The 17,385-nt window shown below is 70.5% G+C and carries 15 protein-coding genes; 5 read left to right on the top strand and 10 right to left on the bottom strand.

Annotated features, from left to right (window positions below; translation table 11 throughout):
- Nucleotides 1–57 precede the first annotated feature (57 nt).
- The 3 genes from IG75_RS0124190 to IG75_RS40400 all read right to left on the bottom strand — a co-directional run bounded on the left by IG75_RS0124190 (nt 58) and on the right by IG75_RS40400 (nt 2,569).
- Nucleotides 58–672: an MBL fold metallo-hydrolase gene (locus tag IG75_RS0124190; RefSeq protein WP_030523301.1), complete on the bottom strand. Its 615-nt coding sequence runs from the start codon at nt 670–672 to the stop codon at nt 58–60.
- On the bottom strand, nt 669–1,754 hold the full coding sequence (locus tag IG75_RS0124195) for an S-(hydroxymethyl)mycothiol dehydrogenase (RefSeq protein WP_030523300.1): 1,086 nt from the start codon (nt 1,752–1,754) through the stop codon (nt 669–671). Before IG75_RS0124195 ends, IG75_RS0124190 begins: the two co-directional genes overlap by 4 nt.
- Nucleotides 1,755–2,278: 524 nt before the next feature.
- Nucleotides 2,279–2,569, bottom strand: coding sequence for a hypothetical protein (locus IG75_RS40400; RefSeq protein WP_245713261.1), 291 nt, complete (start codon nt 2,567–2,569; stop codon nt 2,279–2,281).
- 300 nt (nt 2,570–2,869) lie between these two features.
- Here IG75_RS40400 and IG75_RS0124210 point away from each other — a divergent pair, with 300 nt between their 5' ends.
- Nucleotides 2,870–3,649, top strand: coding sequence for a hypothetical protein (locus tag IG75_RS0124210; RefSeq protein WP_030523299.1), 780 nt, complete (start codon nt 2,870–2,872; stop codon nt 3,647–3,649).
- Between the two features lie 347 nt (nt 3,650–3,996).
- On the opposite strand, the gene IG75_RS0124215 is transcribed toward IG75_RS0124210, so the two are convergent.
- The 5 genes from IG75_RS0124215 to IG75_RS0124235 all read right to left on the bottom strand — a co-directional run bounded on the left by IG75_RS0124215 (nt 3,997) and on the right by IG75_RS0124235 (nt 7,916).
- Complete coding sequence (locus IG75_RS0124215) at nt 3,997–4,743, bottom strand: ESX secretion-associated protein EspG (RefSeq protein ID WP_030523298.1); 747 nt, start codon at nt 4,741–4,743, stop codon at nt 3,997–3,999.
- The gene (locus IG75_RS0124220; protein ID WP_030523297.1) at nt 4,740–6,002 is read right to left on the bottom strand and encodes a WXG100 family type VII secretion target; all 1,263 of its coding nucleotides are present in this window, start codon (nt 6,000–6,002) and stop codon (nt 4,740–4,742) included. The genes IG75_RS0124215 and IG75_RS0124220 overlap by 4 nt, the downstream gene beginning before the upstream one ends.
- Nucleotides 5,995–6,378 (bottom strand): hypothetical protein, encoded by a 384-nt coding sequence (locus IG75_RS0124225; RefSeq protein ID WP_030523296.1) that lies wholly within the window; start codon nt 6,376–6,378, stop codon nt 5,995–5,997. Before IG75_RS0124225 ends, IG75_RS0124220 begins: the two co-directional genes overlap by 8 nt.
- A 38-nt stretch (nt 6,379–6,416) precedes the next feature.
- Nucleotides 6,417–7,100 (bottom strand): alpha/beta hydrolase, encoded by a 684-nt coding sequence (locus tag IG75_RS0124230; RefSeq protein ID WP_036514958.1) that lies wholly within the window; start codon nt 7,098–7,100, stop codon nt 6,417–6,419.
- A 93-nt stretch (nt 7,101–7,193) separates the two neighbouring features.
- Complete coding sequence (locus tag IG75_RS0124235; protein WP_030523294.1) at nt 7,194–7,916, bottom strand: hypothetical protein; 723 nt, start codon at nt 7,914–7,916, stop codon at nt 7,194–7,196.
- Nucleotides 7,917–8,143: 227 nt separating this feature from the next.
- Here IG75_RS0124235 and IG75_RS0124240 point away from each other — a divergent pair, with 227 nt between their 5' ends.
- Together IG75_RS0124240 and IG75_RS0124245 are read left to right on the top strand one after the other, a co-directional pair.
- Entirely contained in the window at nt 8,144–9,316 is a 1,173-nt protein-coding gene (locus IG75_RS0124240) for an acyl-CoA dehydrogenase family protein (protein WP_030523293.1), read from the top strand.
- Between the two features lie 9 nt (nt 9,317–9,325).
- The gene (locus IG75_RS0124245; protein ID WP_030523292.1) at nt 9,326–10,453 is read left to right on the top strand and encodes an acyl-CoA dehydrogenase family protein; all 1,128 of its coding nucleotides are present in this window, start codon (nt 9,326–9,328) and stop codon (nt 10,451–10,453) included.
- A 34-nt stretch (nt 10,454–10,487) separates the two neighbouring features.
- Here the strand turns inward: IG75_RS0124245 and IG75_RS0124250 are convergent, their stop codons facing one another.
- Nucleotides 10,488–11,123 carry a phosphoribosyltransferase gene (locus IG75_RS0124250; RefSeq protein ID WP_030523291.1) on the bottom strand — a complete coding sequence of 212 codons (636 nt, stop codon included), beginning with the start codon at nt 11,121–11,123 and terminating at the stop codon, nt 10,488–10,490.
- Nucleotides 11,123–11,989, bottom strand: a complete 867-nt coding sequence (locus tag IG75_RS0124255) for a carbon-nitrogen hydrolase family protein (RefSeq protein WP_051714865.1) — start codon at nt 11,987–11,989, stop codon at nt 11,123–11,125. Before IG75_RS0124255 ends, IG75_RS0124250 begins: the two co-directional genes overlap by 1 nt.
- Before the next feature lie 60 nt (nt 11,990–12,049).
- On the opposite strand from IG75_RS0124255, the gene IG75_RS0124260 reads away from it, so the two are divergent.
- Both IG75_RS0124260 and IG75_RS0124265 read left to right on the top strand, forming a co-directional pair.
- The gene (locus IG75_RS0124260; RefSeq protein ID WP_030523289.1) at nt 12,050–13,855 is read left to right on the top strand and encodes a DEAD/DEAH box helicase; all 1,806 of its coding nucleotides are present in this window, start codon (nt 12,050–12,052) and stop codon (nt 13,853–13,855) included.
- Nucleotides 13,856–13,959: 104 nt separating this feature from the next.
- Entirely contained in the window at nt 13,960–17,301 is a 3,342-nt protein-coding gene (locus IG75_RS0124265) for an AAA domain-containing protein (protein ID WP_030523288.1), read from the top strand.
- The last annotated feature ends 84 nt before the right edge of the window (nt 17,302–17,385 follow it).

Raw genomic sequence — 17,385 nt, forward strand, 5'->3', positions numbered from 1 at the left:
GGACACGAACGGCGGCAACCGGTGCGGATGCCGCCGTCTCGGCAAACTGCGTACTTCTCAGGCCTGCGCGGGCACATTTGCCCGCTCGGCGCCGAGGGTGGTGTCGGGTCCGTGCCCGGTGTGGACCACCGTCTGCTCGGGTAGCGCGAACAGTCGCTCGTTGATGGAGGCGAGGATGGTCGGATAGTCGGAATAGGACCGGCCCGTCGCGCCGGGGCCGCCCTCGAACAACGTATCGCCGCTGAAGACCTCACCGCTCGCCGCGGAGTACAGGCAGCACGACCCCGGTGAATGCCCCGGCGTGTGCAGGACCCGTAGTTCCGCGCCACCGACCCGGAACACCTCACCGTCGGCCAGCGGCCGGTACTCCACGCCGGGATGGGTCTGCTGCCAGAGCACATCGTCGTCGGGATGCAGGAAGATCGGCGCACCCGTCGCCGCCGACAAGGTGGGCGCCACGGTGACGTGATCGTTGTGCGCGTGCGTGCACACTACGGCGGTCACCCGGCGCCCGGCCACGGCGCCGAGAATCGGCTGCGCGTCGTGCGCGGCGTCGATGATCAGTACTTCGTTGTCGTCGCCGACGAGCCAGATATTGTTCGCCACATCCCAGCAGCCGCCGTCGAGGCAGAACTGCCCCTCGGTGACGATCCGTTCGACCCGGGCCGTCACAGGACCACCACCGAGCGCAGGACCTGTCCACCGTGCATGGTGTGGAAGGCCTGCTCCACCGCGTCCAGCCCGATCCGCTCGGTCACGAACTTGTCCAGCGGCAACCGGCCCTGCCGGTACAGATCGATCAGCATCGGAAAATCCCTTTCCGGCAGGCAATCCCCGTACCAGGACGATTTCAGCGCCCCACCGCGGCTGAAGAAATCGATCAGCGGCATCTCCAGCGTCATATCCGGGGTCGGCACCCCGACCAGCACCACGGTGCCGGCCAGATCGCGCGCGTAGAACGCCTGCTTCCAGGTCTCCGGGCGGCCGACCGCGTCGATCACCACATCGGCGCCGAATCCCCCGGTGAGGTCCTGGATTCCGGCGACCGCGTCGGTGGCGGACGCATCGATGGTGTGGGTCGCGCCGAGTTCGCGTGCCCAGCCGAGTTTCCGGGGGTCGGTGTCCACCGCGATGATGGTGCCCGCGCCGGCCAGCCGGGCGCCGGCGATCGCCGCGTCGCCGACCCCACCGCAGCCCAGCACCGCCACCGAATCGCCGCGGCCGACATTGCCGGTGTTCACTGCCGCGCCCAGACCCGCCATCACGCCACAGCCCAGCAGACCGGCCACCGCCGGATCGGTCGCCGGATCGACCTTGGTGCACTGTCCCTCGTGGACGAGGGTTTTGTCGGCGAAGGCGCCGATACCGAGCGCCGGGGTGAGTTCGGTGCCGTCCTCGAGCGTCATGGGCACACTGGCGTTGAAGGTGTCGAAGCAATACCAGGGGCGGCCGCGCCTACACGCGCGGCACTGGCCACAGACCGCCCGCCAGTTCAGGACGACGAAATCACCCGGTTCCACATGGGTAACCGCCGAACCCACCGTTTCCACCACACCCGCGGCCTCGTGGCCGAGCAGGAACGGGAACTCGTCGTTGATCCCGCCTTCGCGGTAGGTGAGATCGGTGTGGCAGACCCCGCACGCCTGGATCTTCACCACCACGTCCCGGGGACCCGGGTCGGGTATGACGATCGGGACCAGCTCGACCGGGGCACCGGAACTGCGGGCGATGACACCTCGAACCTGCTGTGGCACAGCATCTCCTCTCGGGCGGTAATACGACGATGCGCGATAGCGCATACGTTATCCGCCCGCACGCCGCACGGGCAGTGCCCACCGCGCCCGGCGGGCCGTCTCCCGGGGCGATCAGCAACGAACGAGCGGCCGGAACGCAGTGTGGCGGCGCACCTGCCGGGCGCACCGCCACACTGTCGGCAAACACTCAGAGAACTCCCCAGGCCTGCAGCAGATAGGTCACATTGGCGGCGATGGACGTGACGAGATTCGCCAGATTCAGGGCCGCGGACCCGGCTTCGATCATGTTCTTCTCTTCCTTCCGATCCCACCCGACCGGAGCCCAAAGTACCGACGAAGCCGAAGTCGAGCAAACGCCCGATCAACCGGAAAACGAGCCACGACGGGCCACATGGAGGAGTGAACAGCTGTCCGAAAAACTGATCGGACACGTGTCCCACTCAGTGCGCAATCGCAGCCGCCCGAACCCGCGCGACCGCTCGGATCGCGAGTGCCGAAAAGAGGAACGGGCCGCGATCGCCGACTCAGCCGGCGATACCCGCCTCGGGTTCGGGACCGGGCCCGTCGGCGCGCAACTTCAACAGGGTCAGCCCCGCGGTGCACGCCAGGATGAGACCGATCACGGTCATGATCACGTGCAGGGTGCCGATCCCGAAGGCCGCCGCACCGAGCCCACCGGCGAAGACCAGCCAGCCCAGTACTCTGCCCACTGTCGCACCCGTACCACCCGATACAGGATCCGCCGGCTCCGAAGCCTCCGCTGCGGCGGATTCCTCCGCCGCGCCCGGCAGGTCGGTGGTGGTCTGGTCTCCCATCATCTACTCCTCGATGGCGCCGATCCGGAAATCGTTTCGCGCCTACCACTTCAGTGCACGGTCACCGAGAAACACCGGTGCCTCATGCGTCACTTCAGCAACATACGCTACGACCACAACCCGAAGATTGTTACGCGACACAAGCCCGCGACACGCGGCTGATATCAATTCGATACCTGAACCGTACCCTTTCTCCGCCGTTCTACACCCGGTAACCAGGGGATCAGCAGATGGGGGTCTAGTTCTCCCCGGCGCGCTGAATTAAGGTTGGGCCACTGACATATCACAGGAGCGTCACCGATGGAGAGCAAAACGAAGGTCGCCGGACCCCTGGCGGCCGCCGGGGCGGTTTCCCTCGGGCTGGTGCTCATCGGCGCGTGCGGAATCGGCCAAGAGGACACCTACGTGCCGCCGCCCCCGATCCGCTCCGGTCCGCAGGCCGCGGAACCGGCGGGGTTCACCGGCGAACCCTCCACCAGTGTCGCGAAAGTGCTGATACCGCCGTCCCCGTCGTGGCGGATGGCCCCGGAGCCGCCGCCCCGGCGCACCCTCCCGCCCGAATACCGGATCTCGGTCACCGCATCCACCGGCCCCGGCGCCGAGCCGACCGCCGGCGAGACCACCCGCCGGGTCACCCTGTCCGCCACGCCCGACCCGGCCGGCCCGGCCGAGCCCGGTTGGACCACCGCCTCGCTGCCGAGCCCGCCGCTGGAACCGGCCCACACCGAATCCCCGCTGCCCGCACCGTCTCCGGTCACCACCGTGGTGATCGACCCGGTTCCGCCCGAGGGTGCGGGCCCGCCGCCCGTCGAACCCCCGCTGGCACCACCACCCAGTGAACCCCTGACCCCGCCCGCCGAACCTCCGGCCCCGGTGCCGGCCGAACCTCCGGCCGCGGGAGACGAACCGGGGTACCCGGAAACGGTCCCGGCGGAAGACGTCCCGGCGGAATCCACGCCCACACAGGCCCCCGTCGCGCCCCGGGTCGCCGCACCCACGACCGGCGAGGTGACCACACCGGACGTCGCCGAAGAACCGCCCCTGCCCACCCCGACCGGCACCGTCGCACCCGGTAACTGACCCACCGGCAGGCCACGAGTGCCGGCTGCTGCTTCTGCCTCCCGCCGCCGAGAGAGCCGATCACGCTGTTTCGACAGCTGCGCACCGCCGCGAACAGTGCACTAGGTCGCACCAGCAGCCACGGGCCACCGATCAGCACGGTCATCACCGGCGCGGTCGGGTCCGGCCGGTTCGCACGGTCGGTCGGCAGGTACTCCGACTGCGGCCGATGGTCCCGACGGCCACGCCGGGCGGCCTGACACTCGAAGAGGATGCAGGACGTCGAACCACCGCCCCGGCTATCGCGCCGCCCGCGGCCGGCGGCGGCCGAACTTCGAATTGCAGGCTCCGGGAGCAGGTCTCGAAACTCAGTGTTCGGCGTAGGCGACCGACCGCTGGGCGGCGGCGATCATGGGCCGCAGGGCGTTGGTGAAACCTTCGGCGCCCACCGGGGCGATCTCGACATCCTTGCCGGTGTGGACCGCGTAACGGCCGTCGCCGGTGATATCCACCCAGCACAAAACACCGAACGGCGCCGGCCCGGTGCGCCGGTGCACCGACACCACGATCTGGCCGATTCCGTCGCGGGGAAGTGTGAGCCGCTTACGGATCCGGGTCGCCACGGTGGGCCCGGACACCGGAACGGTCACCCGGTCCCGGCCGTCCTCGACAACCTCGCTGCGCGCCGCGCGCAGCCGCCCCCCGGCGCCGGCGGCCACGGCCGGCAGGGCCGCGATCACCCGGACCGGCAGCGAGGTGGCGGTGCCGGCAGTGATCCGCAGTTCACCGCCCCGGTCCGGCTGCGGGCCCCGCCGCTGGGTGGCGACCACCCCGATACGGCCCGCCGAGGCGGCGAGTATCCGCACGGCCGGAGTCCGGTCACCGTCCTGTCCGAACGTCTCCACACTCACCTCGGGGCCGGCCAGCACGCGTAGCGCGGCCTCCAGGTCGGCGTCGAGAGTGCCTTCGCACCACTGCCGCAGAGCGGGCAGTTGGGCGGTGCGCTCGATGGAATCGCGAGCCGACAGGCGTACCGCCAGCGGATAGGGAATACGGTCGCCGACGGTCCGTTCCCATGCCAGCGCGAACTGGTCCGGGGTGAGGAGCCAGTTCACTCCTCTTCCGTCCACTCACCCAGCACCGGCGGAATGGTGGGCTCCAGGGCGCCGATCAACTGCCCGGCCGGTTCGCCCACTTCCAGATAGGTGAGTTCCTCGTCGGCGAAGTGGAGATCGTCCTCGGCCGGAGCGGTCCGCTCGGTGCGCGGCGCCACCGGGGCGCCGGACCGGACCGTATCGGCCGCCATGGCACCGCCCATCAACCCACCGATGGCCCCCGCGCCCATTCCGGTGACCGCCTCGCCGCCCGCGGCCCGCTGCTGTTCGTCCCGGGAACGTTCCTGGTCACCGGTCGTGCCCGCCGGGCGGACCGGGGCGGCGAACAGTGGGACACCCGCCGCCGTGGCCGGACTCGCCGACGCGGCCGCGGTGGTGACCGGCGCCGCCGCGGGCGCGGTGGCGGGCGCGGCGATCTGCCCGGTGGCCGCTGCGGTCGTGCTCTCGGGGCCGGACCCGGCCGGAGCGAGGTGCGGAGTATCGGACCGGACACCGGAGACCGTGACCGCCGGCGAACCGGGTTCGTCCGGGGCCGCGACTCCGGCCGGAGCCGTGGCCGGCTGCCGGTCCGCCACGGTCGTCCCCCCGAGCGCGGCGGGAGGCCGCTGTCCCGCCGTGGTTTCCGGGCTCGGTGCCACGGGAGCGGCCGGGGCCGCACCGGCCGGCACCTCGGTGCCGTGCAGCGCCTCCGGGAGGTCGGGAAACGCGGGGATCCGGGCGCCGGTCGGAATGAAGGCGCCGGTGTAGACGCTGTCCATCACCCGGACCACCTCGGCGCGATCGTCGTCGGCGGTCCGCTGCGCGGCGATATTGCCGGTGGCCGCATGCGGGTCCAGCAGCGCCGCCGCGAGATCCGGTTCGGTGCCGGCGGGTTCGGGGACTGCGGCGCGCAGTGTTTCCGCGGCGTCGCCGGCCCGGCCGAGCCGCTGCCCTACGGTGGCGAGCACATCGGCGAGGTGCCGGCCGGCGGCCTCGAAATCGCGGACCGCGGCCGCGGCCAGACCGGCCGCCGAACCGCGCCAGCCGTCGGCGATGGCGCCGCGGATCTCGGTATGCGCCTGCGCCACCGCGTCGGTGAGGCCGGTCGCCGCGCCCTGCCAGGCCTGCCCGCCGCTCTGTAGCACCGACGGGTTCATGGCGGCCACCCCGGCGTGGATCTGCGGGTGGGTGAGGTTGTCGAATACTTCCACGGTGGGCGCGTATTCGGGATCGACGCGGTAGTGCACACCGCGTGCCCCGGCGCGGGGTAGTTCACGCACCGGAGGCTCCCGTCGGTTCGGCGGCGCCGAGCGCCGCGGCGATATCGGTATCGGATTCGCGGTAGGCCGCCGCGGCGGCCCGGAAGGTGTGCGCGAGCTGCCGGGCGGTATCGGAGTACCGGCGCAGCGCCGCGATCGCGTCGGTGGCCTTGCCCTCGAATCCGGAGCGTAGTGCCGCACCCGAATCGAATCCCCCGAAGCCGGGCAGCGATACCGCCGCGGACAGTGTGTCGATCTGCGCGTCCACCTGGTCGGCGAGTTGTTCGTAGCGCAGTGCGCACTGTTCCGGCGCACCCTCGGCCACCAGGACGCCGTCGATCCACAGCTGCCCGTCTTCGACGGCGGAATCGAGCGTGGTGATCGCATTCGGCTGCATCGTGTCCCCCTTCCTGCTCCGCTGTCACACAGCGGATTTCACGGTCGTCGCACCGGCCCCGCGACGATCTCCTGCGTCCACTGCACGATATCCGCCGTCACCCGGGCGCGCACGCGCTCGTGCAGCAGATCGTGTCCGGCATCGGCGTATTCGCGCAGTTCCACCGCCTCGCGCCGCCGCGCCCACGCCCGGACCGGGTCGATCGGCGCCCGGCGGTCGTCCACCCCGTGGACGGCCAGGACGGGTGGGAGCCGCGGCCCGGCGGCATCGGCGCGATCGTCGAGGGCGCGCGCCGGAGTACCGCACAGCACCAGTCCGGCCGGCAGGTCGGCGGGAACGGCCGGGGTCGCCGCGACGGCGGGGTCCAGGGCGGGCGGGGTGGCGCCCAGCGTCGCGAGCGCGGTGATCGCCCCGAGTGAATGCCCCATGAGCATGAGCGGGAGTTCCGGAGCCTGCGCCCGCGCCAGGGCGAAGAACGTGGCCGCGTCGGCGACGAGTTCGGACAGGACCGGCCGGGCGCCGGGATCACCTTCACTGAGGCCCTGGCCCGCCGGGTCCAGCGTCCAGATGGCGATCCCCGCCCCGTTCAGCTGCCGGGCGAACTCGTGGTAGTGCCCGCTGTGCTGGCCGGTTCCCGGCAGCAACACCAGGCCCGTCGCGGCCCCACCGACCGGCCGGTTCCGATAGTGCAGGCGGCCGCGCACGCCGTCGAAGAAACCCATGGCCGGATTCTGGCAAAGAATGACAGGCCGTTGGTGGCCCACGATCGGCGGCGGTGGCCGGCTACCGCGGACCGTATCGTCCGCGCCGGGGATCTAGGCCGGGGCGGGCGCGGGCGCCGGTTCCGGCGCAGGCGCAGGTGCGGGAGCCGGAGCGCCAGGTTCCGCGGGCGGCGCGGCGGGCGCGGACTGCGGCGCCGGCGCGGGCGCCTCGGGCACCGGGAACATGCCGACCGTGGGCGTCATCACACAGAGCGCGCCCGGGTAGTCGATGGTGCCCCACATGGACGCGAGGACGGTACCCGGACCGCTGTCCACGGTCCGGGACAGTGACGGGGTGCCGAACTCGGTCAGATCGTCGAGTATGTCGAGACCGCTGCGCCCGTTGTTGATATTGATCCAGGCGACGACCAGGCCGGAGGCCTGCGGGATGCCCGGATGCCCGGGGGTCGCGTGGAAGGTCAGAGTTCCGGGAGTACCGCCGATGTTGGCGCTGGGACCGTTGGCGGTGCCGGCCGCGATGATGGTCGTGATCAGGCCGTTGCTGCCGCAGCCGAAGGTGGGTGCCGCGTAGACGAAGGGTGTGTACAGGCCGATGGTGCTGATGTGGTTGGCCGCGACGTAGTCGGCATAGCGGTCCAGCGCGTCCACACCGGCGTGCGTTTCCGGTTTGCCGGCGGTCTGCTCGGTGAGCGCCTGCATCGCCGCTTCGGCCGGGGTCGGCGCGGGTGCGGCGGCCGCCGGTGTGAAGGCGAGCGCTGCGCTGATTCCGAGGGCGGCTGCCGTGGCCGCGGTGCGCGCGACAATTTTGTTGTGCACTGCTGACTCCCTACATCCGATCGGGGCGACGGTGCCGGATCCGGCCGGCGACCCCCCGCCCACCGCAGCAAAGTACCAGGCCGGTCCGGTCGCCGCCCGGTCACACTCCGCTCTCGTCCGCTGTGATCGGCCCTGCGCTCCCGGCACATGTGATGCACTCGACACGGCAGGATCGGGGAGGGGTGTAAATTCTATGCGGGACAATCGAGACATATTTGGAGATGTGTATGAAATTAACTCTGTCTCCCGACGAGGTCGCCTTCCGTGACGAGCTGCGGAAGATCTACACCACCGCGATCCCGGCCGAGATCCGGGAACGCGTGAAATACGGTCACGAACTGTCCCGCGAGGACGTCGTGACCTCCCATCGGATCCTCAACGAGCACGGCCTGGCCGTACCGAACTGGCCGGTCGAATGGGGTGGCAAGGACTGGACCCCGATGCAGCGGCATCTGTGGCAGGACGAGATGCAGCTGGCCAGCGTGCCGGACCCGCTGACCTTCAACGCCACCATGGTCGGCCCGGTCATCGCGCAGTTCGGCTCCGAGGAACTCAAGAAGCGTTTCCTGCCGGCCACCGCCAACCTCGACATCTGGTGGTGTCAGGGCTTCTCCGAACCCGACGCCGGTTCGGACCTGGCCTCGCTGCGCACCACGGCCGTGCGCGACGGTGACTCCTACATCGTCAACGGCCAGAAGATCTGGACCACCCTCGCCCAGTGGGCGGATTGGATCTTCTGCCTGGTCCGCACCGACCCGAACGCCCCGAAGAAGCAGGCCGGGATCTCCTTCCTGCTGTTCGACGTGAAATCGCCCGGTGTCACCATCCGGCCGATCAAACTCATCGACGGCGGCTACGAGGTCAACGAGGTCTTCTTCGAGAACGTGCGCGTCCCGGCCGATCAGCTGGTCGGCGAGGAGAACATGGGCTGGACCTACGCCAAGTTCCTGCTCGGCAACGAGCGCACCGGGATCACCGCCGTCGCCCGCACCAAGGTGCGGATCGGCGTGGCCAAGGAATACGCGGCCGCCACCACATCGGGTTCCGGGACCCTGCTGGAGGACCCGCTGTTCGCGGCGCGCATCGCCGAACTGGAGAACGAGCTGCTCGCGCTGGAACTCACCCAGTTGCGGGTGGTGTCGAACTCGACCGAGGGCAAACCCAACCCCGCGTCGTCGGTGCTGAAGATGCGCGGTTCGGAACTGCAGCAGGCCGCCACCGAGCTGCTGCTCGATATCGCCGGCCCCGACGCGCTGCCGGTACACGCCGCGGATATCGCCTCGCCGGACTGGGCGCAGCGCTCGGGTCCGAGCTATCTCAACTACCGCAAGACAACCATCTACGGAGGTTCCAGCGAGGTGCAGCGCACCATCATCGCCTCCTCGATCCTCGGATTGTGAGGTCAGGTAATGGATTTCGATCTCACCGATGAACAGGCCCTGCTCCGCGACACGGTGCGCGACCTGCTGAATCGCCATTACAACCCGGAATCCCGGCTGCAGGTCATCGGCACCGACCTCGGCTGGAGCCGTCAGGTCTGGAATCAGCTCGCCGAACTGGGCGTGCTCGGGCTGAGCTTCGCCGAGAAGGATGGCGGTATGGAGGCGGGCCCGGTGGAGACCATGCTGGTGCTCGAGGAGATCGGGCGGCGGCTGGCGCCGGAACCGCTACTCGACGCGGTCCTGGTACCGGGCGGGCTGATCAGCGCGGTGGGCACGCCCGACCAGCGCCAGCGCATCCTGCCCGAGGTCGCCGCCGGGTCGAAACTGCTGGCCTTCGCGCACGGTGAACCCGGCACCCGCTGGCCCGACCACGCGATCGCCACCACGGCCACCGCCCAGGGCGAGGGCTACACGCTCAGCGGAACCAAGAACCCGGTACCGCACGGCGACTGCGCCGACGATCTGGTGGTCAGCGCGACCCTGCCCGACGGCGGTGTGGGCCTGTTCCTGGTCGCCGCCGACGCCACCGGGGTGACCCGTACCTCCTACGCGACGGTCGACGGCCTGCGTGGCGCCCAGATCGTCCTCGACGGCGCGGCCGCCGAACTGCTCGGTACCGGCGGCGACGCCACGAGTGTCGTGGACGAGGTGCTCGCCCGGGCCCAGGCCGGGTTGTGCGCGGAATCGATCGGGGCGATGGAGGAGTCGCTGCGGCTGACCACCGACTATCTGAAGACCCGTAAACAGTTCGGTGTCACGCTGTCGAAGTTCCAGACCCTCACCCAGCGCGCCGCGAATATGTACGTTTCGCTCGAGCTGGCCCGCAGTATGAGTTACTACCTCACGGCGTCGCTGGTCGACGATGCCGGGAACCCGGTCATCGCGTCCCGGGCACGGTTGCAGGTCAGCCGGTCGGCGAAGCATATCGGCCAGGAAGCGATCCAGATGCACGGCGGTATCGGCGTCACGTCCGAGTACCCGGTGAGCCACTATGTGGCCCGGCTCACCGCCATCGAGCGCACCCTCGGTAGCTCGCTGGAGCATCTGCGGGTGCTGACCGCGCAGGTCGCCGACTACGCCCAGCCGGAGCTGTAACCCGGCCCACCCGGCCCCGGACGCCCGGTACCGTTCACCGGGCGTCCGGCCGGAGCAGGTCGGTCACCTCGGCGTCGTCGAGCTGGTGGAAATCGCGGTAGGCCCCGCCGACCCCGGCCAGCGCCGACGGCGCCTGCGGGCACACGACCTCGTCGGCTTCGGCGCGGATCCGGTCGAGCGCCTCGGGCGCCGACACCGGTACCGCGACCACGATCCGCCGCGGTTGCCGGGCCCGGGCCACCCGGCAGGCCACGACCACGGTCGCCCCCGTGGCCACCCCGTCGTCGACGATCACCACCGTCCGGTCCCGCAGCGGGATCGGCGGGATATCACCGCGCCACACGATGCGGCGGCGGTCCAGTTCGGCGCGTTCGTCCGCTTCGATGGCCTCGAGCCGCGCCCGATCCAGTCCGGTCTGGCGCAGGACATCGGCATTGAGCACCCGCGCGCCTTCCTCGCCGATCGCGCCCGCCGCGAGTTCCGGCTGCCAGGGCACCCCGAGTTTGCGGACCAGCAGGATGTCGAGGTCGCCGCCGACGATATCGCGGACCGCCGCCGCCACCGGGACCCCGCCCCGGGGCAGTCCGAGCACCAGCGGGTTCTCCGCACGCAGGTGCGTCAGTTCGCTTCCCAGTGCGCGCCCGGCGGTGAGACGGTCGGCGTAGAGCATTACCTTTCGACGCTACTCGCTTCCGGCGCGGTCACCACGAATCTGCGCAGCGCAAGGCTCGGATTGGTGCGGCGGACCCGGTTTACCAGGCCGGACTCCAGCTCGGCGACGGCGACACCGGGCGCATCGGCCAGTTCGGCCAGCACCCGGCCCGCGGGGTCGACGATCATCGAGGCGCCGGCGCCGCGCGGCCCGCACTGGTCGGCCCCGGCCACATACACCGTGTTCTCGATGGCCCGGGCGCGCAACAGAGTGGTCCATTGGTCGACCTTGCCCGGTCCGGGAATCCACTGCGCGGGCAGCAGCAGGACCTGCGCGCCGGCCACGGCGAGCCGCCGGAACCCTTCCGGGAACCGGAGATCGAAACAGGTCTGCAGGCCGAAGGTGAGCCCGTCGGCGGTGAACAGCGCCGGTTCGTCCACCGGCCCGGGCGCCACCACCTCCGATTCGCGCTGACCGAACGCATCGTAGAGGTGCACCTTGCGATAACGCGTCCGCAGCGATCCGTCGGGACCGAGCACGACCAGGGTGTTGTATATCCGTTCGTCCCCGGGCGGGGCCGTCTCCACCACCCCGGCGACCAGGTACACCCCCGTTTCGGCGGCCAGTCCGGCCAATGCGGTGACATACGGGCCGTCGAGCGGTTGCGCGGCGGCCAGGGCCCGCTCGTCGAGCCGGCCGAGCGCGAACATCGAGTACTCGGGAGCCACCACGATCCGGGCGCCCTCCTCGGCCGCGGCCCGCACCCGCGCGGTGAGTGCGACGAGATTGGCATCTATATCGGTATGCGGTGCGAACTGCACGACCGCGAGGACCGTCGCGCCGTCGTGCGGGGGGTCGGAGAGCTCGGTGGGGGCGGCGTTCATGCTCACACCGTATGGGCCGGTGGGCCGGACGACCAGGCCGTACCAGTAAACTCCTGGTCAATGAGCACCAATGAGGGCGACGACAACCTGGGCGAGCACCCCGGCGAGACCGAACCCGAAACCGCCGGACCGTCCTTCGCAGATCTCGGTATCGATGACCGCATCCTTTCGGCCATCGCCGACGTCGGCTACGAATCGCCTTCCCCCATCCAGGCCGCGACCATCCCGCCGCTGCTGGAGGGCACGGATGTGGTCGGTCTGGCGCAGACCGGCACCGGTAAGACTGCGGCCTTCGCCATCCCCATCCTGATGGGCCTGTTGCAGGAGCATCCCACCGGCAAACAGCCGGCCGCGCTGGTGCTCGCGCCCACCCGGGAACTGGCGATCCAGGTCGCCGAGGCGTTCGGCCGCTACGCGACGCATATGCCGGGCACCCATGTCCTGCCGATCTACGGCGGCCAGAGCTACGGGGTCCAGCTGTCCGGTCTCCGGCGCGGCGCCCAGGTCGTGGTGGGCACGCCGGGCCGCGTGATCGATCATCTGGAAAAGGGCACCCTGGACCTGTCGAAGCTGCGCTATCTGGTGCTCGACGAGGCCGACGAGATGCTGAAGATGGGGTTCCAGGAGGATGTGGAGCGCATCCTCGCCGACACCCCGGCCGAGAAGCAGGTGGCACTGTTCTCCGCGACCATGCCCGCGGCCATCCGCAAGATCTCCAAGCAGTACCTGCGCGAACCGGTCGAGATCACGGTCAAGGCCAAGACCAGCACCGCCACCAATATCGCCCAGCGCTGGGTGCTGGTATCGCATCAGCGCAAACTCGACGCGCTCACCCGGATCCTCGAGGTGGAGTCCTTCGAGGCCATGATTATTTTCGTGCGCACCAAACAGGCCACCGAGGAGCTGGCCGAGAAACTGCGCGCCCGCGGTTTCTCCGCCGCGGCCATCAACGGCGATATCGCCCAGGCCCAGCGGGAACGGACCATCGGCCAGCTGAAGGCAGGCACCCTCGACATCCTGGTCGCCACCGATGTCGCCGCCCGCGGACTCGACGTGGACCGGATCTCCCATGTCGTGAACTACGACATCCCGCACGACACCGAGTCCTACGTGCACCGCATCGGCCGCACCGGCCGCGCGGGCCGCAGCGGCGAGGCCCTGCTGTTCGTCGCCCCGCGCGAACGCCATCTGCTCAAATCCATCGAACGCGCCACCCGGCATCCGCTGACCGAGATGCAGCTGCCCAGCGTCGACGATGTGAACGCCCAGCGGGTCGCGAAGTTCGGCGACGCCATCACCGAGAACCTCAGCTCGGACAACCTCGCCCTGTTCCGCAAACTGATCGAGGACTACGAGCAGGAGCACAACACCCCGCTGGCCGATATCGCGGCCGCGCTGGCGGTGGCGGCGCACGACGGTGAGAGCTTCTTCCTCGAACCCGAACCGGAGCCGGTGGAGCGGCCGCGCCGTGAACGGGCGCCGCGCCGGTTCGAGGAGGGTGGTGGTTTCGAGGAGCGTCGCGGTCCGTCCCGGCATCGCGCGACCGACGCGGAGCTGGCCACCTACCGCATCAGCGTGGGCAAACGGCACCGGGTGGTGCCCGGCGCGATCGTCGGCGCCATCGCCAACGAGGGCGGCCTGCGGCGTAGCGATTTCGGGCATATCAGTATCCGGCCGGACCACAGCCTGGTGGAACTGCCCGCCCAGTTGCCGCCGGAGACGCTGGAGGCCTTGCGCAGCACCCGCATCAGCGGTGTGCTGATCCAGCTGCAGCTCGATCAGGGCCCGCCCGGGCATCGCTCGATCGGCCGCGGCCCCCGCCGCGACGGCCCCAAACGTCAGGATCGCCGGAAACCGCGTTCCTGACGCACGGCCCGTTCCACCAGGTCCGACCCGGTGGCTACAGTGGGGCCCGTCCGGCCCGCGCGCGAGCGCCGGCCGGGGTGGCACTGGGCGCAGGAGGGCCATAGTTGTTCGTTGTCGGTGATCGGGTGGTGTACGGCGCCACGGATCTGGTGCGCGCCGCGCGCTGCGAATTCGCGCTGCTGCGTGCGCTCGACACCGAACTGGGCACTGTAGGCCCGCTCCCCGGTGCCGACAGCGACTGCGCGACAGCGGATCACGCGCGCGATATCGACGAGGCCACGGTATTGGACCGGGTACTCGGTGATATCGGGCAGCGGTACACGGGCACGCTGATCGAGATCTCCCCGCCGAGAGCACTTCCCGATTCGCTCGCGGCAGTGTCCACCGCGCATACCGAGACCCTCGCCGCCGTCGAGACCGGCGCGCCGGCGGTGCGCAACCCGGTCGTCTTCGACGGTGAGGTGTTCGCATCCGCCGATCTGCTGACCCGCACCGCCGACGGTATCCGGTTGCACGGTGTCGATACCGGCAGTTCCGGACCGGTCGCCACGGCGCTGCGGATCACCGTCGCCGCCGCACTGTTCGAGCAACGGTCGATCCGGGTCGACCCGCAGTTGTCGGTGCACTCGGAAACCGGAAGCCGGGCGGTCGCGCTTTCCGACACCCGGCCGGTGTATCTGGCCCGTCGGCGCCGGATCACCGAGATCCTGGCCGAGCATTCCAGCGAACTACTGCCGGTGCAGTGGGGCGATCCCCGCTTCCGTGCCTGCCATCGGTGCGCCGTCTGCCGCGCCGCTCGCGCCGAGGCCCGGGATCTGCTGCTGGTCGCCGGGATGGATCTGCCCACACGGGCCGCGCTGCGGGCGGCCGGTGTCACCACCATCGACCGGCTCACCACCCGCACCGTCGCCGCGCCGGAGATACCCCCGCGAGTGCTGACCCGATTGCGCACCCAGGCCGTCGTCCAGCTGCGCCAGGAACATTCCGGCCGCGGCGAATACGTCACCGCCGACCCGTCCGCCCTGGACATGCTGCCCGCCGCCACCCCCGGCGACCTGGCACTCCACGTGGACGAGATCGCCCCCGGCCGGTTACGGATCGAGGTCGCCGCCCGCGATACCGTCCGCCTGACCCGTGAGATCCGCCTCGAATTCCCCTGTGTCACGCCGGTCCTCGCGCGACGGCACGAACTGCGTGCCGCCGGGCGCCGGGCCTTCACCGATATCCTCGCCGCGCTCACCGAACCGCTGCTGGCCGATCCCGATCTGCACATCTACCACTACACCGCCGCGGCCCGTACGTTCCTGCTGCACAGCGGTGCCCGGCTCGGCTTCGGCGAGGAAACCGTGGACGTGCTGCTGCGGGCGGGCACCCTGGTGGACCTGTATCCGATAATCCGGGGCGCTTTCGTCGCCGGATCGCAGACCTACGCGCTGCCCGCCGTCGCGGCGGTGCTCGAGGGCACCTCGGAGGATTCCGGGGCCCGTACTGTGCTGCGGCTCGCGGACCGGTTGCGTGCGCAGAGGAGCGACCCGCCGGCCGGGCATGTCCAGACGCTGGAGCGCCTGCTGCGCGACACGCCCTCGGCGCAACCCTCGTCCACCGAGGCCGCCCTGGCCGAATTCGCCGCCCGGCACCCGGACCCGGCAGCGGAGGACCCGGCCGCACCGCACCGGGTCGCCGCGCTGACCGCCGCGCTGCTCGGCTATCACCGGCGGGAACAGCAGACCGCCTGGTGGGCGCATATCGACCGGTTGACCCATCCGCCGGCCGACTGGGCCGCCGAACCCGGGGTCATGGTGGCCGATTCGGCCGCGGTCGATACGAAATGGCATATCGGTCCCGGTGATATGGTGCGCCGCTTCCTGCGGCTCACCGGCCGGCTGGCCGGTCCGGGTCTCGCGCCGGGCACCACGGTCTGCGTGGTCTACGAACCCGCGGGACGCGCGCCGCGGGCCATCCGTACCTGTGGGACCGCCACGGTCCTCGGCTGGGCGGCGGACACCGATTTCACCGATACCGTGCGCCTGGAGGAGACCCTGGCGCCTGGGGCCGAACCGCACGACGAACTACCGGTCGCGCTGGCACCGGCACTGCCGGACCCGCCCGTCGCCGCGGCGGACGCGATAGAGGATATCGGCCGGCAGCTACTCGTCTCGCTGCCCGCGATCCCCGCGACACCGCTGTTCGACCTGCTGACCCGCCGCCCACCCCGCCTCGGTGCCACCACCCCGGATTCCGCCGGGCCACATCTCCCGCCCGCCGGGGAAGATCCGCGGGCCGCGATCACCGCGGCGCTGCGCGACCTGGACCGCTCGTATCTCGCTGTGCAGGCACCCACCGGGACCGGCCGGACCGCCGTCCTGGCCGATGTACTGGCCGCGCTGGTCACCGAGGACAACTGGCGGATAGGTATCGTCGCGCCGACCGCGGCGCCGGTCGAGAACCTGCTCGACGCCGTCGTGCGCGCGGGCGTGCTGCCCGAACTGGTCGCCAAGAGTGATTCGGTGGCCGTGGCCCCCGAATGGCTGATCCTCGAAGCCGACCGTTACCTCCGGTTCCTGGCGAACGCGATCCGCGGCTGCGTCGTGGGGGGTACGCCCGCCGACTTCACCGACCCCCTGCGGATCCCGCGTGATTCGCTGGACCTCCTGGTGATCGCGGACGCGAACGCCCTCCCGCTGGCGGCCACGGCCGCGGTCTCGGTGAGTGCCCGCAACCTGCTGCTCACCGGCGACCCGGCCGCCCGGTACGACCCCGACCCGGGGCCGCATCCGGAACCGGTGCACACCCCGGCCCTCACCTGGCCGAGTTCCGGTCACGTGACGCTGCCCGCCACCCACGGCTACTTCCTGGGCCGGACCCGGCGCCTGCATCCGCGGCTGAGCGAGGCACTGTCACCTCTCTATTTCGAAGGCCGGTTACGGGCGTACCCGCCGCCCGCCGAGCCGTTCGCCGACGCCGTCGAACCCGGAATCGTCACGGTGCCGGTGGATCACCACGGCAACAGCACCGCCTCCGACGCCGAAGCCCGCGAGGTCCTGCACCAGATCCGAGACCTGCTGGGACAGCGATGGGACGACGGCACCGGGCCCCGGCTGCTGCAACCGCACGACATCGTCGTGGTGTCCCCCTACCGCGCCCAGGTGGGCCGGATCCGGAACCTGCTGGCACGGGCACGATTCGAGGAGGTGCTGGTGGGCACTCCGGATCTGCTCCGGGGCCGCGAGGCGGCGGTGGTCCTGCTCTCTCTGGCGGCGTCGAGTCCCGAGGATTCGCCGATTCCCGTCGGCGCCCTGCTGTCGCCCGCGCTGGTACACGACGCGGTGGGCCGGGCCCGCCGGCGAGCGGTGATCGTACGCTCCCCACTGCTCACCGAATTCCTGCCGGAGACCCTCGACGAATCGGCGGATATTTCACGATTCGTCCGACTGGATAATCGTTAGGCATTCGCGGACCTTTTCGTCCTGCTGGGACAGTCGGCGCAGTTCCCGGAATTACGCGGAAGCAATGGGAATTACTGCCGGAAT

This window comes from Nocardia rhamnosiphila NBRC 108938, from assembly GCF_000720425.1.
GTDB classification, from domain to species: Bacteria; Actinomycetota; Actinomycetes; order Mycobacteriales; family Mycobacteriaceae; genus Nocardia; species Nocardia rhamnosiphila.